This is a genomic window from Pedobacter sp. WC2501, from assembly GCF_052682415.1.
This window is the reverse complement of record NZ_JBQZFI010000001.1, coordinates 5343575-5360945: the sequence shown is the minus strand read 5'-3', so window position 1 is coordinate 5360945 and position 17371 is coordinate 5343575. Positions and strand designations below refer to the sequence as shown.

The 17371-nt window shown below is 37.5% G+C and carries 17 protein-coding genes; 7 read left to right on the top strand and 10 right to left on the bottom strand.

The annotated features are described in order from the left end of the window. Window positions 1–34 precede the first annotated feature (34 nt). Window positions 35–931 carry a glycoside hydrolase family 25 protein gene (locus ACUN24_RS22525; protein ID WP_445564562.1) on the top strand — a complete coding sequence of 299 codons (897 nt, stop codon included), beginning with the start codon at window positions 35–37 and terminating at the stop codon, window positions 929–931. 579 nt (window positions 932–1510) lie between these two features. Here ACUN24_RS22525 and ACUN24_RS22520 read toward each other — a convergent pair. After that, on the bottom strand, window positions 1511–2608 hold the full coding sequence (locus ACUN24_RS22520) for a mandelate racemase/muconate lactonizing enzyme family protein (protein ID WP_445564561.1): 1098 nt from the start codon (window positions 2606–2608) through the stop codon (window positions 1511–1513). Between the two features lie 246 nt (window positions 2609–2854). Here ACUN24_RS22520 and ACUN24_RS22515 point away from each other — a divergent pair, with 246 nt between their 5' ends. Both ACUN24_RS22515 and ACUN24_RS22510 read left to right on the top strand, forming a co-directional pair. Next, entirely contained in the window at window positions 2855–4864 is a 2010-nt protein-coding gene (locus tag ACUN24_RS22515) for a thioredoxin domain-containing protein (RefSeq protein ID WP_445564560.1), read from the top strand. A gap of 10 nt (window positions 4865–4874) precedes the next feature. Then, complete coding sequence (locus tag ACUN24_RS22510; RefSeq protein WP_055905862.1) at window positions 4875–5381, top strand: FKBP-type peptidyl-prolyl cis-trans isomerase; 507 nt, start codon at window positions 4875–4877, stop codon at window positions 5379–5381. An 86-nt stretch (window positions 5382–5467) separates the two neighbouring features. On the opposite strand, the gene ACUN24_RS22505 is transcribed toward ACUN24_RS22510, so the two are convergent. The 6 genes from ACUN24_RS22505 to ACUN24_RS22480 all read right to left on the bottom strand — a co-directional run bounded on the left by ACUN24_RS22505 (window position 5468) and on the right by ACUN24_RS22480 (window position 11171). Continuing rightward, window positions 5468–6088 carry a Uma2 family endonuclease gene (locus ACUN24_RS22505; RefSeq protein ID WP_445564559.1) on the bottom strand — a complete coding sequence of 207 codons (621 nt, stop codon included), beginning with the start codon at window positions 6086–6088 and terminating at the stop codon, window positions 5468–5470. Between the two features lie 10 nt (window positions 6089–6098). Next, the gene (locus ACUN24_RS22500; RefSeq protein WP_445564558.1) at window positions 6099–6728 is read right to left on the bottom strand and encodes a Uma2 family endonuclease; all 630 of its coding nucleotides are present in this window, start codon (window positions 6726–6728) and stop codon (window positions 6099–6101) included. 39 nt (window positions 6729–6767) lie between these two features. Further along, complete coding sequence (locus ACUN24_RS22495; protein WP_445564557.1) at window positions 6768–7988, bottom strand: hypothetical protein; 1221 nt, start codon at window positions 7986–7988, stop codon at window positions 6768–6770. Continuing rightward, window positions 7981–8565, bottom strand: coding sequence for an RNA polymerase sigma factor (locus tag ACUN24_RS22490; protein ID WP_445564556.1), 585 nt, complete (start codon window positions 8563–8565; stop codon window positions 7981–7983). Before ACUN24_RS22490 ends, ACUN24_RS22495 begins: the two co-directional genes overlap by 8 nt. 120 nt (window positions 8566–8685) lie before the next feature. Beyond that, complete coding sequence (locus tag ACUN24_RS22485; protein ID WP_445564555.1) at window positions 8686–9381, bottom strand: DUF4397 domain-containing protein; 696 nt, start codon at window positions 9379–9381, stop codon at window positions 8686–8688. Between the two features lie 167 nt (window positions 9382–9548). After that, window positions 9549–11171, bottom strand: a complete 1623-nt coding sequence (locus ACUN24_RS22480) for an ABC-F family ATP-binding cassette domain-containing protein (protein ID WP_121282962.1) — start codon at window positions 11169–11171, stop codon at window positions 9549–9551. 508 nt (window positions 11172–11679) lie between these two features. Here ACUN24_RS22480 and ACUN24_RS22475 point away from each other — a divergent pair. The 4 genes from ACUN24_RS22475 to ACUN24_RS22460 all read left to right on the top strand — a co-directional run bounded on the left by ACUN24_RS22475 (window position 11680) and on the right by ACUN24_RS22460 (window position 13989). Next, on the top strand, window positions 11680–12240 hold the full coding sequence (locus tag ACUN24_RS22475) for a hypothetical protein (protein WP_445564554.1): 561 nt from the start codon (window positions 11680–11682) through the stop codon (window positions 12238–12240). 219 nt (window positions 12241–12459) lie between these two features. Further along, a complete protein-coding gene (locus ACUN24_RS22470; protein ID WP_445564553.1) occupies window positions 12460–13035 on the top strand; it encodes a nitroreductase family protein in 576 nt (191 codons plus the stop codon). Between the two features lie 114 nt (window positions 13036–13149). Further along, window positions 13150–13494, top strand: a complete 345-nt coding sequence (locus tag ACUN24_RS22465) for a DUF1801 domain-containing protein (RefSeq protein ID WP_445564552.1) — start codon at window positions 13150–13152, stop codon at window positions 13492–13494. A 42-nt stretch (window positions 13495–13536) separates the two neighbouring features. Next, the gene (locus ACUN24_RS22460) at window positions 13537–13989 is read left to right on the top strand and encodes a 3-oxoacyl-ACP synthase (RefSeq protein ID WP_121282965.1); all 453 of its coding nucleotides are present in this window, start codon (window positions 13537–13539) and stop codon (window positions 13987–13989) included. A gap of 235 nt (window positions 13990–14224) precedes the next feature. Here ACUN24_RS22460 and ACUN24_RS22455 read toward each other — a convergent pair whose 3' ends face one another. From ACUN24_RS22455 to ACUN24_RS22445, 3 genes are all read right to left on the bottom strand, one after another. Beyond that, on the bottom strand, window positions 14225–15391 hold the full coding sequence (locus ACUN24_RS22455) for a DUF3298 domain-containing protein (protein ID WP_445564551.1): 1167 nt from the start codon (window positions 15389–15391) through the stop codon (window positions 14225–14227). Window positions 15392–15481: 90 nt separating this feature from the next. Continuing rightward, entirely contained in the window at window positions 15482–16345 is an 864-nt protein-coding gene (locus ACUN24_RS22450; protein ID WP_445564550.1) for a polysaccharide deacetylase family protein, read from the bottom strand. Window positions 16346–16372: 27 nt separating this feature from the next. After that, entirely contained in the window at window positions 16373–17251 is an 879-nt protein-coding gene (locus ACUN24_RS22445) for a polysaccharide deacetylase family protein (RefSeq protein WP_445564549.1), read from the bottom strand. Between the last annotated feature and the right edge of the window lie 120 nt (window positions 17252–17371).

Here is a 17371-nt window from a genome sequence, read left to right as displayed (position 1 = left end):
TACATTTTCCTCAACTTAGCGGCATTAATAACCCATGCCTCCAGATAAAAGAACCCCAATAAACAAAAGTCCGGTCGCCAGAAAACCTGCAGTTAGGAAACCTGGAACCAGAAAACCCGCAACAGGCAGAAAAAAGAAAGCTGTGCTTTCCGTTCAGCTTAAACTGGTTATTGCAGGTTTATTATTGATTTTGCTCTCTCCATTTTATTATGGCTATGTATTAAGAAGTTTTGTGGCTACCTGGCGTTGGGTTAAAGATTGGGGGCAAGACCCCAATTACAGAACTTACGAAAGTTTTAACATCAAAATCCCTAAAAAATATACGGTTCACGGAATTGATGTTTCTTACTATCAGGGTAAAATAAACTGGCAAAAGGTAAAGGAAATGAAGGAAGATGAGGTGAGCATCCGTTTTGCCTTTATCAAAGCCACAGAAGGGTTAATGCTGGTTGATCCGTATTTTCAACGCAATTGGCGTGAAGCACCAAAAGCAGGAATTATTTGTGGTGCCTACCACTTTTTCAGACCAAAAAAGGACGGTAAAACACAGGCTAAATTTTTCTTACAGGTGGTAAATATTGAGAAGGGTGATTTGCCGCCAGTTGTGGATATTGAATCTTTAGATGGTGTTTCACCGCTAAAAATGAGAGCAGAACTTTCTGATTTTCTCAATTATGTAGAAATGAAAACCAAGGTAAGACCAATTGTTTATACCGGGCTTAAATTTTACGAAGATTATTTAGCCGATCATTTTGATGATTATCCTTTGTGGATTGCGCATTATTATCAACCAAAGTTGAGAATGGATAAAAGCCGCTGGAAATTTTGGCAGCATTCTGATAAAGCTAAAATTAATGGTATCGGTCACGTAGTCGATTTTAATGCTTTTAATGGTGATAGTTTGGCGTTGGATAGGTTATTGGTTCATTAGTTATTGGTTCATTATTTATTAATAACAAGCCTGATTTTTTTTTCGCTCTATGCCGCGGGGCATCAAACTTTTGACGCATCAAAAGTATGCAAAACCGGAGCGATCGCGCAGCTCATTTATACCATTGACACCACTAAGAACTATAAATAAATGCTTCGTCAATCCAGCAATGGGCCTTTTGCACATAGCCGATGCACATCAAAAAAACAGCGGCACTTTGTTTTGCGTCGGGCTGTGGTAAGTGAGCGTTAGCAGGTACCTCGCGACACAAAACTCACTGCGTTTGAGGTTTGGTAGTGCTAGTTGTTCTGGTCTGCACCTGTTTTTTTGATTTCGCTGGCCCTAGGGATTGACCGGCGTACTTCGGTAAAACCTGGGTATTTTTAGAGCAAGCTAGCATAATGCCTAAAAACAAATGCCGGAGATATGTACACACGCTGGGAGCTTTAGGATAAGCGATCTGTTTAAGAGGTTCAGTACGTCGTTAATAAATAATGAATAGATATTGATTTCGGAGTTTAATTTTTTTAATCGGTTAATCGACTCCAAACTCCAAACGCCCAACTCCAAACTATTATGCTAAACCGTCCAGCTTTCACATTTCTCTAAGAAAAACTCATCTGCTTCGGCGCCGATACCGATTTCTTCGGGAACATCAAGAAAATAACCGTTATAAGTTAAGCCACCAACCACTGGATCAACTAAATGCCCCAATAGCGCCGTATCTAAGTCAAAAAACTCAACATTAGGGCTGGCCAAGGCAAAATGCAGGTTGGCACTTAAAGCAATCCTGGTTTCGAGCATGCTCCCAATCATACATTTCACACCATGTTTTAAGGCTTCTTCATGGATTTTTTGCGCTTCTAAAATTCCCCCGGATTTTGAAAATTTAATGTTTAAATAGGTTGTAGACTGGCTGTTAATCAGTTTTCGGGCATCGTGGTGGTTGTAACAGCTTTCATCGGCCATTAATTTAATTGGCGAATTTACATTCAGTTCAGGTAATTTATCATCATACCAGGTGCGCATGGGTTGTTCGCAAAATTCAATATTGTATTTTTCCAATTCGCCCAATGCAAATAAGGCGTCATCAAAACTCCAGCCCTGATTGGCATCCAGTCGTAAGGTTAAATCTTCACCTACCGCTTCGCGGATGTGTTTTACCCTTTCTATATCATCATGAACTTTTTTACCCAGCTTAATTTTTAAGATACGGCAACCCTGGCTTTTATATTTCAAAGCTGTAGTGGCCATTCCCTCTGGTGTATCAATACCAATGGTCATATCGGTTTCTATGGTTCGTTTAGTTCCGCCAAGAAATTGATATAGTGGCAGGTTCGCATTTTTAGCCGCAATATCAAATAAAGCCATATCGAAAGCACTTTTAATGGTATTGTTGTGATCTGCATAACCCAATAAATCGTTCATCCGCTCCGGAATTTCTAAAGGATCTTTACCTTTTAAAATCGCGGCAAAATCTTTGGCCATGGCAACGCAGGTTTCCTGTGTTTCACCAACAATCATCGGGAAAGCAGAACATTCTCCAATGCCGTGGATACCTGTATCCGTATAAATCCTGATCAACACATTCTGTGCAAAATGCATGGTTCCCGTGGCAATTACAAAAGGTTCCATCGGTATGCTGAAGCGGTATATTTCGGTGTGGGTAATTTTCATTTTTTTAGGGTTGAAGGTAAAAGGTGTTAGCTTTGTTAATCAAGGGTAGTACAGTTTGTCCGGTTCAATTCTTGACGCTTTGCGTCAATTTTTCGATTAAATAACTCGTTTTGCAACTAATTCCATTCATCAGATAGATTTCCAACTAAAGTATAAAAACAAAAACTAAATAGAAACAGGTTTGTAGAATATTAATAGATTTACGCCTCGAAATTAAAATTCCATTTTCCTTTTACATAACCCGTCATGTCTGAAACCAATAACTTAATATACGCTTCATCACCATATTTATTACAGCATGCCCACAATCCTGTTAATTGGTATGAATGGGGGGCAGAAGCATTAGAAAAGGCAAAATCGGAGAATAAACTGATATTGGTGAGCATTGGTTACTCGGCCTGCCATTGGTGCCATGTAATGGAGCGCGAAAGTTTCGAAAACCATGAAGTAGCCGAAGTGATGAACCGGCATTTTGTATGCATTAAAGTCGATAGGGAAGAACGTCCGGATATTGATCAGATTTATATGTATGCCATTCAGCTTATGACAGGTAGTGGCGGCTGGCCTTTAAACTGTATCTGTTTGCCAGATCAGCGTCCGATTTATGGTGGCACTTATTTCCGAAAAAACGATTGGATCAATATTCTGGAAAATGTTGCTGCACTTTGGGCAAACGAACCTGATAAAGCTATTCAATATGCGGAGCGCCTAACTTCAGGCATTAAAGACAGCGAAAAAATAATCCCAGCGCTTGAAACAGAAGAATACACTAATGATCACCTGACCGAAATTATCGATCCCTGGAAACGCCATTTCGATATTGGTTATGGAGGTTATAACCGTGCACCGAAATTTCCTTTACCTAATAATTGGGTCTTTTTATTGCGATATGGCTTTTTAAAAGATGATGAATCGGTTTTTACAGCTGTTTGTCATACCCTTGAAGAAATGAGCAGGGGAGGTATTTACGATCAGATTGGAGGAGGTTTCGCCCGTTATTCAGTTGATGATAAATGGCATGTGCCGCATTTTGAGAAGATGCTTTACGATAATGCACAATTGATTAGTTTGTATGCAGAAGCTTACCAGTGTACCAGGTTCAATTCTTTTAAACAGACGGTGGTAGAAACGGTAAATTGGGTTTCTGATGAAATGACCTCTTCGGATGGATTGTTTTATTCGGCATTAGATGCGGATAGCGAGGGGATAGAGGGCAAGTTCTATGTTTGGGATAAAGCAGAATTCGATCAGGTTTTGGGAGAAGATGCCCAACTGATCGGCGCTTATTACAACATTACCGAAGATGGTAATTGGGAAGAAGAACAAACCAATATCCTGCGCAAAACCATCAGCGATGACGATTTACTTGCAAAATTTGATATTACGGCGGAGGTACTTTATGATAAAGTAAACGCGGCTAAAACAAAATTAATGGCTGTGCGGAGCAAAAGGATCAGGCCAGGTTTAGATGATAAATGTTTAACTGCCTGGAACGGTATGATGATTAAAGCACTGGCCGATGCGGCTCAGGTTTTAAGTCACAATCAATATTATGAAAAGGCCTCTGCTGCAGCTAATTTTATCTTAAATAACCTAAAATCGGAAAAAGGAGGTTTATACCGGAACTATAAAAACGGAAAAGCATCTATTACAGGTTTTTTAGATGATTACGCGTTTTTTATCGAAGCTTTAATTGCATTATACGAAGCTGATTTTGATGAAAAATGGTTAGAAGAGGCAAAATCATTGACCGATTATGTGATTGCTAATTTTACGGATATAGATTCGCCCATGTTTTTTTATACCTCTGCCGAAAGTGAAGATTTAATTGCCCGCAAACATGAAGTGATGGATAATGTAATCTCGGCTTCGAACTCCGTAATGGCGCAAAACTTAAAAAAACTGGGTTTGCTTTTTGATCTTGAAAAATATAATGAAAAAGCTTCTGAAATGCTTGCTGCGGTTCATCCGAAGATTAAAAGTTATGGCTCTGCCTATTCAAATTGGGCCATTCAATTACTGAATGAAATTTATGGCATAAATGAAATTGCCATTACCGGTTTAGAAACGGATGTTGTTAAATTAGAATTAAGCGGGCATTATATTCCGAACAAAATTACATTGGGTGGAACAAAAAGTAACTTACCGCTGTTAAAAGGTAAGCAAAGCAATGAAACAAAAGTTTATATTTGCCGAAATAAAGTATGCCAGTTGCCGGTTAACACTGTTGAGGACGCATTAGAGTATTTACAATAAATTAATTTAAATGAATATTTCACCAAACTCTGTAGTAGCGTTAACTTACGAATTGCATACTACTAACGAAGAAGGACAACAAGTTTTTGTAGAAAAAGCTGATGAAGAAAATCCTTTAGTATTTTTATATGGCGTTGGCATGATGTTGCCTAAATTTGAAGAACACTTAACCGGTTTAAAAACTGGTGATGAATATGGCTTCGAACTATCTGCTGCAGATGGTTACGGTGATATCGATCCGGGAGCTTTCGCCGATCTTCCAAAAACAATGTTTACCGAAGCTGGTGGCGAATTGCCAAACGTTGGTGATGTGATTCCATTGCAAGATAACAATGGTAACCAGTTTAGAGCTGGTGTTACCGCTGTTCACGACGAAACCATTTCAGTAGATTTAAATCACCCAATGGCTGGTAAAAATTTAGTGTTTAGCGGTGTAATTTTAAATGTACGCGAAGCTACACAAGATGAGTTGGCTCATGGTCATGCTCACGGAGCTGATGGTCATTCAGGTCACTAGTTAATATAAACGATTTTAAAGAAGTCAAGTTTTAAATAGCAAAGTGGCTATTTAAACTTGACTTCTTTCGTTTAAATAGCATTGTTCTAATCCTGAAATACCTCTTCTAAGATAAGTTTAAAGCCCGGTATAATCGTTGTGGTTACCTCTTCGCCCTCAGTAAGCAGTTTGGTAGGCTGAAACTTGCCATTATCATCAAGAATGTACCTGAAAAATGTTTTATCCGAAGGGCTAACGATCCAGTATTCTTTAACGCCCGCTTCTTCGTAAACTTCATATTTATTGATCAGCTCTTTTTTGTTGTTGCCTGGGGATAAAATTTCGACAAGGATATCTGGTGCGCCAATGCAGCCGCGCTTATCAAGCTTAGTCTGATCGCAAACGACTACAATATCGGGTTGCACTACGGTAAAAACTTCTTTATCATTTACACTTTTCTTGGCTAAACGTACATCAAAAGGAGCAGAATAGACACGACATGGTTTTCCTTTGAGTATATTGTATATAGGGACAAAAATGTTGGCTGAAATTCCCTGGTGAATTCGAGAAGGAGCAGGACTCATTTTGAATAAGTGTCCTTTAATAATTTCTAAGCGTTCCTCAAATTCGAAGCGCATATAATCTGCATAACTGTAAGTAGCAGAAAAATCGACCTCGTTAAGCGTCTTGAACGGAGGTAGTTCATCTTCAGTAGGATATGGCTTCATTTTTTTTATTTTAATCCTGAAATACCTCTTCTAAGATAAGTTTTAAGCCTGGTATAATCGTTGTGGTAACCTCTTCGCCCTCAGTAAGCAGCTTTGTGGGCTGAAACTTGCCCTTATCATCAAGGATATACCTGAAAAATGTTTTATCCGAAGAACTCACAATCCAGTATTCTTTAACGCCTGCCTCTTCGTATACTTCATATTTATTGATCAGCTCTTTTTTATTATTCCCTGGGGATAAAATTTCGACAACGATATCCGGCGCGCCAATGCAGCCACGCTTATCCAGTTTAGTCGGATCGCAAACGACTACAATATCGGGTTGCACAACGGTAAAAACTTCTTTATCATTTACACTTTTCTTGGCTAAACGCACATCAAAAGGGGCAGAATACACTTCGCATTGATGGCCATTTAATGCATTATAGATAGGGCTAAAGATTCTTCCTGATATTTTTTGGTGGATCCTGGAAGGCGCAGGGCTCATTTCAAAAATGTAGCCTTTAATAATCTCTAAGCGCTCTTCAAATTCAAAGCGCATATAATCTGCATAACTGTAAATAGCAGAAAAATCTACCTCATTAAGGGTTTTAATTGGAGGTAGCTCATCTTCGGTAGGGTATGGCTTGATATTTTTCATATGAGGCATTTAACCAAATATACTAAATATCTTAGTTTTTTAAAAATCAATTTTCAACCGCAATCCACCATTGGTAAGGTTAAGGTTTTCTTTAGAGAAAGTTTTCATGGGCAACCTTAAAAAAGGCTCGATAGCAATGTTATTCTTTTTGGATATTTTTTGCTTGTAGCCCAAAGAAAAATTGTAGAATCCGATATATTTATCAGGATCTAAATTAGCTTCGGGTTGAGGCTCAACAGTTTTTTCTTTCACAATTAATGTCTTCGAATCAGCATAACCATTTACTGCCGGAGAAGAGAAACTCTGAACCTGGTTTATAATATAGCTGTTTTGCTGCGAATTATTTAAAACAGCAAGTGCAGAAACCCCAATATTGGTATAAAGTTTATCACTGATATTGTATTTTAATTCTAATGGAACATTAATTCCACGCACTTTGGCATCAACTGATGCCAGGTTTTTGCCTGATAAGGTTTGTGGTGCAGAAGCATCTAAAGACTCTGTTGTACTAATAGAGGCATATGATATGCCAGAACTTATTGATAATTTGTTGGCGATGGCATATGACAAAGAAAATCCATAATTCATGGTTACTTTATTGTCATTACCCATAGCAGGGGCAACGTATACATCAGGCTGCCATTTAGAGTTCCCGCTCGCTTTATCGGCTGGTTTTTGTTGGTTTGCATAACTATCCTGAGCAAGCAACTTTTCGAAACTTGTTTGCCCAATGTACTGCGATTTCTTCTTTTCTGCTGAAATATCGAACTGTTTGGATTTCAGGTTGGAAAGATTAACACCTGCAAGTTTACTATCCAAAAGATTATTATTTACAGGAGTTAATTCTTCTACTGTATTAATAAGAGGATAACTACTCTCTTGCGATAATAATGGTTTTAGGTTTTCCGTAATTTTTGTTGCACGATTGGCAGCTAGCTTATTTAAAGCATTAGTGTCGTTATTTAATGATGTAGGATTGGTTTTAGTTTCAATAATCGCATTTGTATTCCCACTGGCCGCAGGATTTTGCTGGGCTTTAGGTTTACTTGTCGCTAGCTCTTTTTTCTGATCTATATTGTTTTGTGCCAAAAATATGCCTCCGAAGATTAAAATTAAGGCAGCAGCAGCCCACAAAGGCCAGTAAGCAATGCCTCGTCTCTTGTTTTTTTTCTCCGAAAAGCGCTCCCATGCACCATTAGAATAAGCTTCCTCATGGTTTTGGAGTTGCGCAGTAATATGCTCAATTAATTCCTTATCCATTTTTTTCGTATGAATTAACCATGGTATTTAGGTAAAGGGTACGTAACTTATTTTTAGAACGTGTGAGGTAAACACGACTGGAACTTTCAGGAATGTTTAACATCTTCGAAATTTCATCGTGGGCAAAACCCTCAATTTCATATAAGTTAAATACCAGTCTCTGCGTATCTGGTAAATGATTTAGTAAATTCAAAATATCATTAACGTGTAGTTCCGAAGCAATCGAAACCTGGGTAGCCGGATGTTCGCTTTCTGCTAAATCATCAACATAGAACTGAACTTTAGCACTCCTGATCTTGTCTATCGCCGTCCTCGAAGCAATTTGAGCAATCCAGCCTTTAAACGATCTTTGTAATTCTTCCGGATTCTTTGGTGCTTTGAAGCCACCAACATGTTTGAAAATCTTGATAAAGCTATCATTTACAAGCTCTTCACTATCCGAAGTATTCTTGGTATACCTTAAAATTATGCCCATTAAATAGCCATAAAATGATTTATACATCATTTCTTTACAGCTATTGTCGTTTTTTACACAGCCTTTTAAAATTTCCTCAAAACTGAGTATTTTTTTTATCACCCCCGTAAAGGACTATTTATTAAAGGTTTATCATGATTAATTATTGCAAATTTAAGAAAAATAACACCACCCAGTTTTTGGGCAGTGTCAATTTTCGTTTTCACAGGTAGAGTGAATATTTTATTTGTTTGTCATCACTGATAAGCCAACTCCGGTACTATCGGTTTTGCTTGATAAGCCTTTAGCCCAGATGGTATAAATTTTACCTTTTTCTATTTTAACCGCTGGCAAGCTGGCTTTAACTGTTCCACCTTGTTTTAATTCAAAAGTGTAGCTGTCATTTGGTGCAATATTGCTAAAAGTAGTGAACTCTTTAAATGCTTTTGCCGTAAATAATGGTGCATCTGTACCTGCAATGCCCAAATCAAATGGTGCAGAACCCGGACTTAAGTTTACAAAACGAACTTTAGCCTTATCAGTTTCAGGAGCTTTTAAATCATCCTCAAGGATCAGAAGCTTTGTAGATTTTAAGGTATCTACTACGAAAACCGAATAAAATGATCCCGATTTTAAGGTAGCGTTAGCAGTGGTTAAATATTTTAAAGTATCCTTTTTTGCAACACCTACCAATCTTATTCCCGGATAAGCAGCATAATAGCCAAGATCTTTAGTATAAGTAAAGCTGTTTATTTTTTGGTTATCCAATATAAAATCAAGCGCAGCCGTTCCTGGTGATGCATGAATAAAGCCAATACCGGCAGCTTCTATCGGATCATTGTTAAAATCCTTTTTGCAGGCAGTTATGGTTAAAGTTATAGCAAGGAGAGAGAGTATAATTTTTGTCGTAGTGCTAAAATTTTTCAAATCCGTTTTCATTTTAATGTTTTAAATCAATCTTTGAACAAAATTGGTTAATGGCCATTAACGCTTTTTTCTTGTAAAACGATTAACGGAATGAAAACGCTACACCTGTGCTGATTTTTTTTACAAAAGAAAAGCCGCATGGTGTTCATGCGGCTTTAAACAATGTTTTAAGCGTAAAATTAAGCGTACATTTCTTCTCTTAATTTTGCAACATCGCTGCTGTTGATGTATTCATCATAAGTCATCAACTTATCAATAGTACCTTTTGGCGTAATTTCGATAATGCGGTTAGCAACTGTTTCTGTTAACTGGTGATCTCGTGAGGTAAATAATATGGCACCCTTAAAATCTTTCATGCCGTTATTCAGTGCCTCAATAGATTCAAGGTCCAGGTGATTGGTTGGCTCATCAAACATTAATAAGTTAGCCTGTTGTAACATCATTCTAGAGAACATACAACGCATTTTCTCACCTCCTGAAAGCACTTTTACGTTTTTAAGCACTTCTTCGCCTGAGAATAACATTCGGCCTAAAAAGCTGCGTACAAATTGTTCATCGGCATCGGTACCAGAATACTCACGTAACCAATCTACCAGGTTTTCATCTTTACCAGCAAAATATTCAGAGTTATCATTCGGGATATCTGCGGTACTAATGGTAACCCCCCATTTAAATTCGCCTCTATGGTCTGTGTCTCTGCCCGTTAAAACATCATAAAATGCTGCGGTAGCTAAACTGTTTTGAGATATAACTGCAATTTTATCTCCTTTATTTACCATAAAGGTTACTTTGTCGAATAAAATGCCATCATTTCCACTTTTGCCTAAAGCATCAACCTGTAAAATCTGGTCTCCAGCCTCGCGACCGGTATTATTGAATATAATGGCTGGATATTTTCTGCTCGATGCTTTAATTTCGGTGATATCTATTTTATCTAAAGCTTTTTTACGGGAAGTAGCCTGTTTTGATTTAGAAGCATTTGCACTGAACCTGCGGATAAATTCCTGCAGCTCCTTCACCTTATCTTCCATTTTCTTATTCTGATCGCTGCGTTGTTTTAAGGCCAGCTGACTAGATTCGTACCAGAAAGTATAGTTACCGGTGTAAATGCTCATTTTGGCAAAATCGATATCTACGATATGCGTACAAACCGCATCTAAAAAGTGCCTGTCGTGAGATACAACCAAAACGATGTTCTGATAATCGGCCAGGAAGTTTTCCAGCCAGGCAATGGTTTCGATATCCAAATCGTTGGTAGGCTCATCCAGTAATAAAATATCCGGATTGCCAAACAGGGCCTGGGCCAATAACACACGTACTTTTTGTGTGTTATCCAGTTCCTTTAACAATTTGTAGTGATTATCTTCGGTTATGCCCAAGTTGCTCAACATCGTTGCCGCGTTGCTTTCCATGTTCCAGCCATCCATTTCTGCAAAAAGATTTTCAAGCTCTCCGGCGCGTTCGCCATCCTTCTCAGAGAAATCTTCTTTCATATAAATGGCATCTTTCTCTTTCATGATGGCATAAAGTTCTTTATGGCCAATCATTACGGTTTCTAATACCGAAAACTCATCAAATTCGTAATGGTTTTGCTTTAAAACGGCCATTCTTTCGCCTGGAGTAAAAGCCACGCTACCAGAGGTTTGATTCACTTCTCCTGATAAAATTTTAAGAAAAGTAGATTTACCTGCGCCATTAGCCCCAATTACACCATAGCAGTTGCCCTGGGTAAATTTGAGGTTAACATCTTCAAATAATGTGCGTTTGCCGTACCGTAATGATAAATTAGAAACTGAAATCATGCTATAATTGAAATAAGCCGCAAAGATAGGGAAAAAGGTTGAGGGTAGGAAAGTGTTTAATGGTTTGATTGTTTTATTGTTGAAAGGTTTGGCGGTTGGAAAGTTCAAAAGTTGGAAGGTGATTGAATGTTTAAGTTTGAAAAGTTTTAAGGATTTGGAAATGGAGGGGCTGGTTCATTGTGGCAGATGCAGTCCCGTTATCCGCTTTACTCCGTTGCACTCCGTGTTCGCTACTACCGGGTTTATTTTACAAAGGGGAGAAGCTTTTGGCTAATGGAAATAAATCTTTTATTACGGAACATTAGTATATTGATTTTAGTAAACTGTTTCAAAGTGGGGGTACGTCATTCTCGCGCATGCGGGAATCTTAATGCACGTAACATATTGTATTAAGATTCCCAATCAAGTTGGGAATGACGACCTATCTTAAGGTAATTTGCAGCAAAAAATAGAATTTATTAAATGACTTTGATCTGTTTATCTCCAGCAAAAGGCTTATTTTAGCCCTATGCAAAACGATCTCTTGCTCGAAACCATAAAAACCACCCTTCAGAAAAGCAAAGTAGAAAAATTAGCGGCCATCGCTTCAGAAGACACCTTTTCGGTAAAAGATCTGATCGATTTAAGTTTTTATCATGACGAACAGATCGGTTTCAGGGCTGCGTGGATTTTAGAAAATGTATTTACTAAGCATCAGCAAAGGTTTTTACCCTATGCCCTTTATTTTTTGGAGAAATTTCCTCAACAAAATAATTTATCGGCATTGAGGCATTATGTTAAAATACTGGCCTTTATGACCAGGAAAAATGCTTCTATGGAAATCAAGAAAATCCTTGCCGGTTATGATACCGATCATCTGGTAGAGGTCGTTTTTGCATGGTTAATTGACGAAAAGATTCCGGTAGCTGTTAAATCACATTGTTTAAACATTTTGGCCAATCTAAATACCAAGCATAATTGGATTAAGGAAGAGTTGTTACAAACCATGGATTTTCTGGTAGCTAAAGAAAGCATAGGCTTCTTTTCGAAAGTAAAACAGATCAGGAAGCAGTTATCAGTTCGCAGTTGACAGATATCAATTTGCAGTTAATTGTTTTAAGCTTCAGTTAACGTAAAGTCAAATCTTTGGAATTTTAACCTTAAACCTTTCTACCTTCAGCCTTCCACCTCATATATCCTTCCAGCTTCTATCTTATTTTCAGTTAACATAGCGTCAAATATTTTAATTGATTTCAAATTGTTTTTCTCTTTCAGCTTTAGTCTTTGAGCTTTTAGCTATTTTTACCAAATGAGTACAACATACGATATCGTTTCAAAAGTTATAAAAGAACGTCGCAGTATTTTTCCTGCCAGCTATATCAAAAAAGAAATTCCGGTTGAGGTAATTAACCAGATTTTAGAAACGGCCAATTATGCACCGACACATAAATTAACGCAGCCATGGCGTTTTGTGGTCATCAGAAAAGCTGGATTGGCAAAACTTGGTGAGGAACTTGGTAAACTATATAAAGAGTTGGTTTCCCCTCAACAATTTCTTCAGAAAAAGTACGACAGCTTTGGTGAGAAAACTAGTCAGGCTGATTGTATTATTGCCATTAACATGCAGGTTAGTGGTAAAATACCTGAGTGGGAAGAGTTGGCTGCGGTTTCCTGCGCGGTTCAGAACATGGCTTTAACTGCAGAAAGTTTGCAGGTTGGGGCATACTGGAGTTCTCCTCCATTGATTGATAATTTAGGCGATTTCTTAGGTTTGGATGAAAATGAAAAGTGCATCGGCTTATTTTACATGGGTTATCATAACGAAAAACCCTGGGCGCCGAACCGGACTTCTATGGAAGAGAAAGTAAGGTGGATAGAGGGGTAGTTTTGAGTTGGGAGACAGGAGTTTAGAGTCTTAAGTCCATAGTCTTAAGTCAAAAGCCTTCATCATCTCCAGCTCGGTAGAAACGATCCATCTAAATTCTCATTATTTAATGTTATGCTAAATCCTCTTGATCATTATTTCGAACAAAAAGATGAACCTGTAAAAAGCTGCCTGCAATATTTAAGGTCACTTTTAATGGGGTATGAAGATATTACTGAACATTGGAAATACGGAATGCCATTTTATTACCACAAAGGGAAAATGTTCTGTTATCTTTGGACACACAAAAAACTCCATCAGCCTTACATTGGTTTGGTTGACGGATATAAAATTGAAAACGAAGATCTATTGCAAGAGAAAAGGGCCAGAATGAAAATTTTATTGATCAATCACCTCGAAGATATTCCCAAAAAGAAAATAGAATCCGTTTTAAAACAGGCCTTTGACCTTCGCAAATAGCTACATCATCCATCAACCATTATCCATCTTCCATTATCATATATGTCTGCATTAAAATCTAAACTTTATCAGCTTTGCTTAACTTTTATCCAAAACAGGATAGAAAACATTGAATATTCGCTACAACAAGCCAGGCAAGCTTCTAATGACGATACGAAAAGTAGTGCAGGTGATAAATATGAAACCACACGCGAAATGATGCAGCAAGAAATGGATCGCAATAGTAAATTACTGTACGAAGCAGGGCAACAAAAAATTGCTTTACAGCAGATTGAAAATGTAGAATCAGATCGATTGGTTAAAAACGGAAGTTTGGTGCTCACTACCGAAGGTAATTTTTATATCAGCATTAGTGCAGGCGAATTAAATACCGATGGACAAAAATTCTTTGCGGTATCTCAGGCTTCGCCGATAGGGAGGTTTTTGATTGGAAAAGCTATCAATGAAAGCTTTAAGTTTAATGGCAAAGATTATATTGTAAAAGAAATACTGTAAAGTTTTTAGTTAACAGTTCAACATTGCAGTATTAGGCTATTCTATATTTATCGCTGGCGCGGAAAATCTGCGTTTAAATTTGTGTCATCTGCGGGAAACCTTTTTTCATATTTATTCCCGCTGATTTAAGGTGATTATCGCAGAAGCAAATTTCGGGTTGTACTTTACAATTTACAGTTAACTGATTAACCAGTATCTAAATATCAACTGTAAACTGATCACAGCCAATTGGTAACTATTTAATTCCCATTCGCTGCACAAAAACCGGCACCAGATAAGCCTTTATATCTGCATAAGGTACAAAAACCACAATCTGTCCCTGGGCATAACTGGCTACTTCGTATGGGTTATACATAAAAGCGATGCCGTTCGCATTGAAATAAAAGTTATTATTTGGCTTTATAAAGTCATCAAAAAGCACAGTGCTTAAAGCATCTTTGGCTTTAATATTATATTCTTTGCGAAGATTGCGTTCTAAAATACCCTGTAAAGTATTCGAATCGATTTGAACAATGTCGTTCAGCACCATTTGTTTTTTGTTCTTCACGTCCAAACAATACATTACACTGCTATAATTACCATGTGCCCCGCCGGTATAAGCATCGGCCAGGAAATCGATTACCACATAACCATTATCATTATAATTAACCGATTGCTGACTGTTATTGGTGTAGTTCATCCAGGCCTCATAATCATCACCTTTGCTATTTTTTGATTGTTCGGCAACCTGCAATTTATAATCTTTAAAATAGTCTGCAGCAATGTTTTTAAAACCAATTGACCGTTCAACTTGTGACTTTATCCCTAATATCTTTTTAAGTTCAGTATTTAACCAATTGCCATATTCATCTGAATTTTTACTTTCCAGGTATTCAAAGCTGATCTGCGCAGCTGGCGATTTGGCCTGGTTGGCAAAAGCTTTAACCGAATCTTCGTATATGCCTGCATTGAACTGATAACTTCCTTCAGGATATTTTTCTTTTAGGGCAATCGGGTATTTTTTTGTTTCATCGCCACTTTCCCATGTGCCGTCAAAACCATTTCTATTCCATTTTAATTTTAAATGTGGTGATTTTGAATCCTGCGTAAAGTATGATTCATAAAAACTATACTCGGTAAGTACCATACTATCTTTTCCGATTAGCGTATCGGTTGAGAGGTTAAGCCATGAGCCATCGTAATAATAAGAACCGCTTACATCATCATCAACTTTTTGCAAATGCATGACTACCTTTTTGCCTGCAATGGTGCCTTCTAACCGCTTATAGAAACTCTCGGTAAGCCCGGCTTTTACATTAACCGTACTATCTGTAGTTTCGCTGGTATTGGTTCCGTTTTTAGGACTATTACAGGCTGATATTATCGCTAATCCAAAAAGGCAAAAAAGAAAAGAATACTTCATAAGGCAGACAAATTAACTAATTTGGAAGATTGTAACATTGGGATGTTTTATCATCCGATTGCGCCAACCTTCCAGATTTAAACCTCTTTACTAAGATTTTGTTTTGTTAAAACTCTTGTTTATGCTGTAATATAAGTTTTTTGCTGTGTATCTTCCCGGATCGATTATTCTTCTGATGGTATAAAGCGGGAAATTTTCATCTCTTGAAGTAGACAGAATAAATGAAGCTTTAAAGCCATGTTCTTTTAACTTATATAAGGTTGATGATTTGAAAACTCCGTAAGGAAAAGCAAAATATTCTATTTTTTTTCCAGTAATCTGCTCCAGTTTTTTTGTGGGTTCATCAATTTGAGTCGTCCAGTCGGCATCGGTAAATTGTGCAAAGTTTTTATGGTCGTAGGTATGGCTAGCGATGGTATTTCCTTCGTTAGCTAATTGTTTAATCTGCTCTTTAGTCATGTAACTAATGCGGCCTTTTTTGCCGATGGAAACCGTCATGATAAAATAAACACCTTTAAAACCGTACTTTTTCAATGCGGTGTTCCCAATGGTGAATTGGTCTTCATCCGTATCATCAAAGGTGATCATAATAGGCTTTTCAGGTAATTTAGCACCGTAAACCAGGTAATTGTACAACTGGTCTGGTAAAATAGAGTGGTAGCCGCTATCAGCAAGCATTTTCATGTGCAGCTTAAATTTATCAGGGGCAATAATATCGTCATGTGCTCTTTTACTATCACTGGCAATATTGTTCCTGATCTGGTGGTAACACAAAACGGGTACTTCTCTGCGAGCCAGGATGGTTTTGTTATCGGCAGGTTTGGTATTTACCGAATCTATTTTGATTTCTTCAGTAGCAACTTTCGTATCAGTTTTTACTTTTTTAGCATTAGATGACTGGCAAGAGGCTAAAAATAATGTAGCAGCAGCACCTACGAGCAGAAAATTCCTCATATTCGTTTAATAACGTTGTACGCTTAATTAAAAGCTATTTTTAATGCTGTTGCTCAATGTTTTTGGCGACCAATAACCACTGGCTATAATTCTACGGATGGTGAACAATGGGTCTTTTTCATCACGTTTGGTTGATAGTTGATAAGCCATTCTAAAACCACGTTTTTTAAGCTCAGGGATGCCTTCTGCATTCCATAAGCCAAAAGGATAGGCAAATTCGGTCATTTTTTTACCAGTAATTTCTTCCAGTTTTTTGGTTGGTTTATCTAATTGCTCTTCCCAATCCTTACCGGTATATTTTTTAAAGTTTTTATGGTCGTACGTATGGCTGCCGATAACATTTCCTTCGTCTGAAAGTTGTTTAATCTGCTCTTTAGTCATATAATCCACAAATTTGCCTTTTCTACCTATCGAAACGGTCATGATAAAATAAACCGCTTTATAGCCCAGTTTTTCTAAAGTTGGGCGTACAATGGTAAACTGATCCATATCGGTATCATCAAAAGTTAACATAATCGGTTTGCTCGGTAGGGCAGCACCGGTGTTTAAGTACGCATAAAGCTGATCTGGTAAGATAGTGTGGTAACCGCTATCGGCCAGCATTTTCATCTGGTCTTTAAAGTTCTGGATTTCCACAATATAGTCTTTACCTACTTTACCATCAGTTGGTTTCCAGTTTCTTACCTGGTGGTAACACAAAATTGGCACTTGTTTTCTGGCTAAAATGGTTTTAGCATCAGCAACTTTAATTTTCGAAACATCAACTGGTGTTCCGGTACTTGCTTCAGTTTTGGTACTTTGTGCAGCAGAATCTTTATTGGCAGAATTTTCTGTTTGAGATTTAGATTGGCAGCTGGCAAATAAGATTGCTCCGGCTGTTATTAAGGTTAAAAAGCTGTATTTCATTATTAGGATATATAACTACAAAACTATAAAATCCATCAATTATTTATCTATCAAAATAAATTGTGTTAATAATTAATTTCAGTTGCAGGAAATTATATTAACTATCGCATTTATTACACG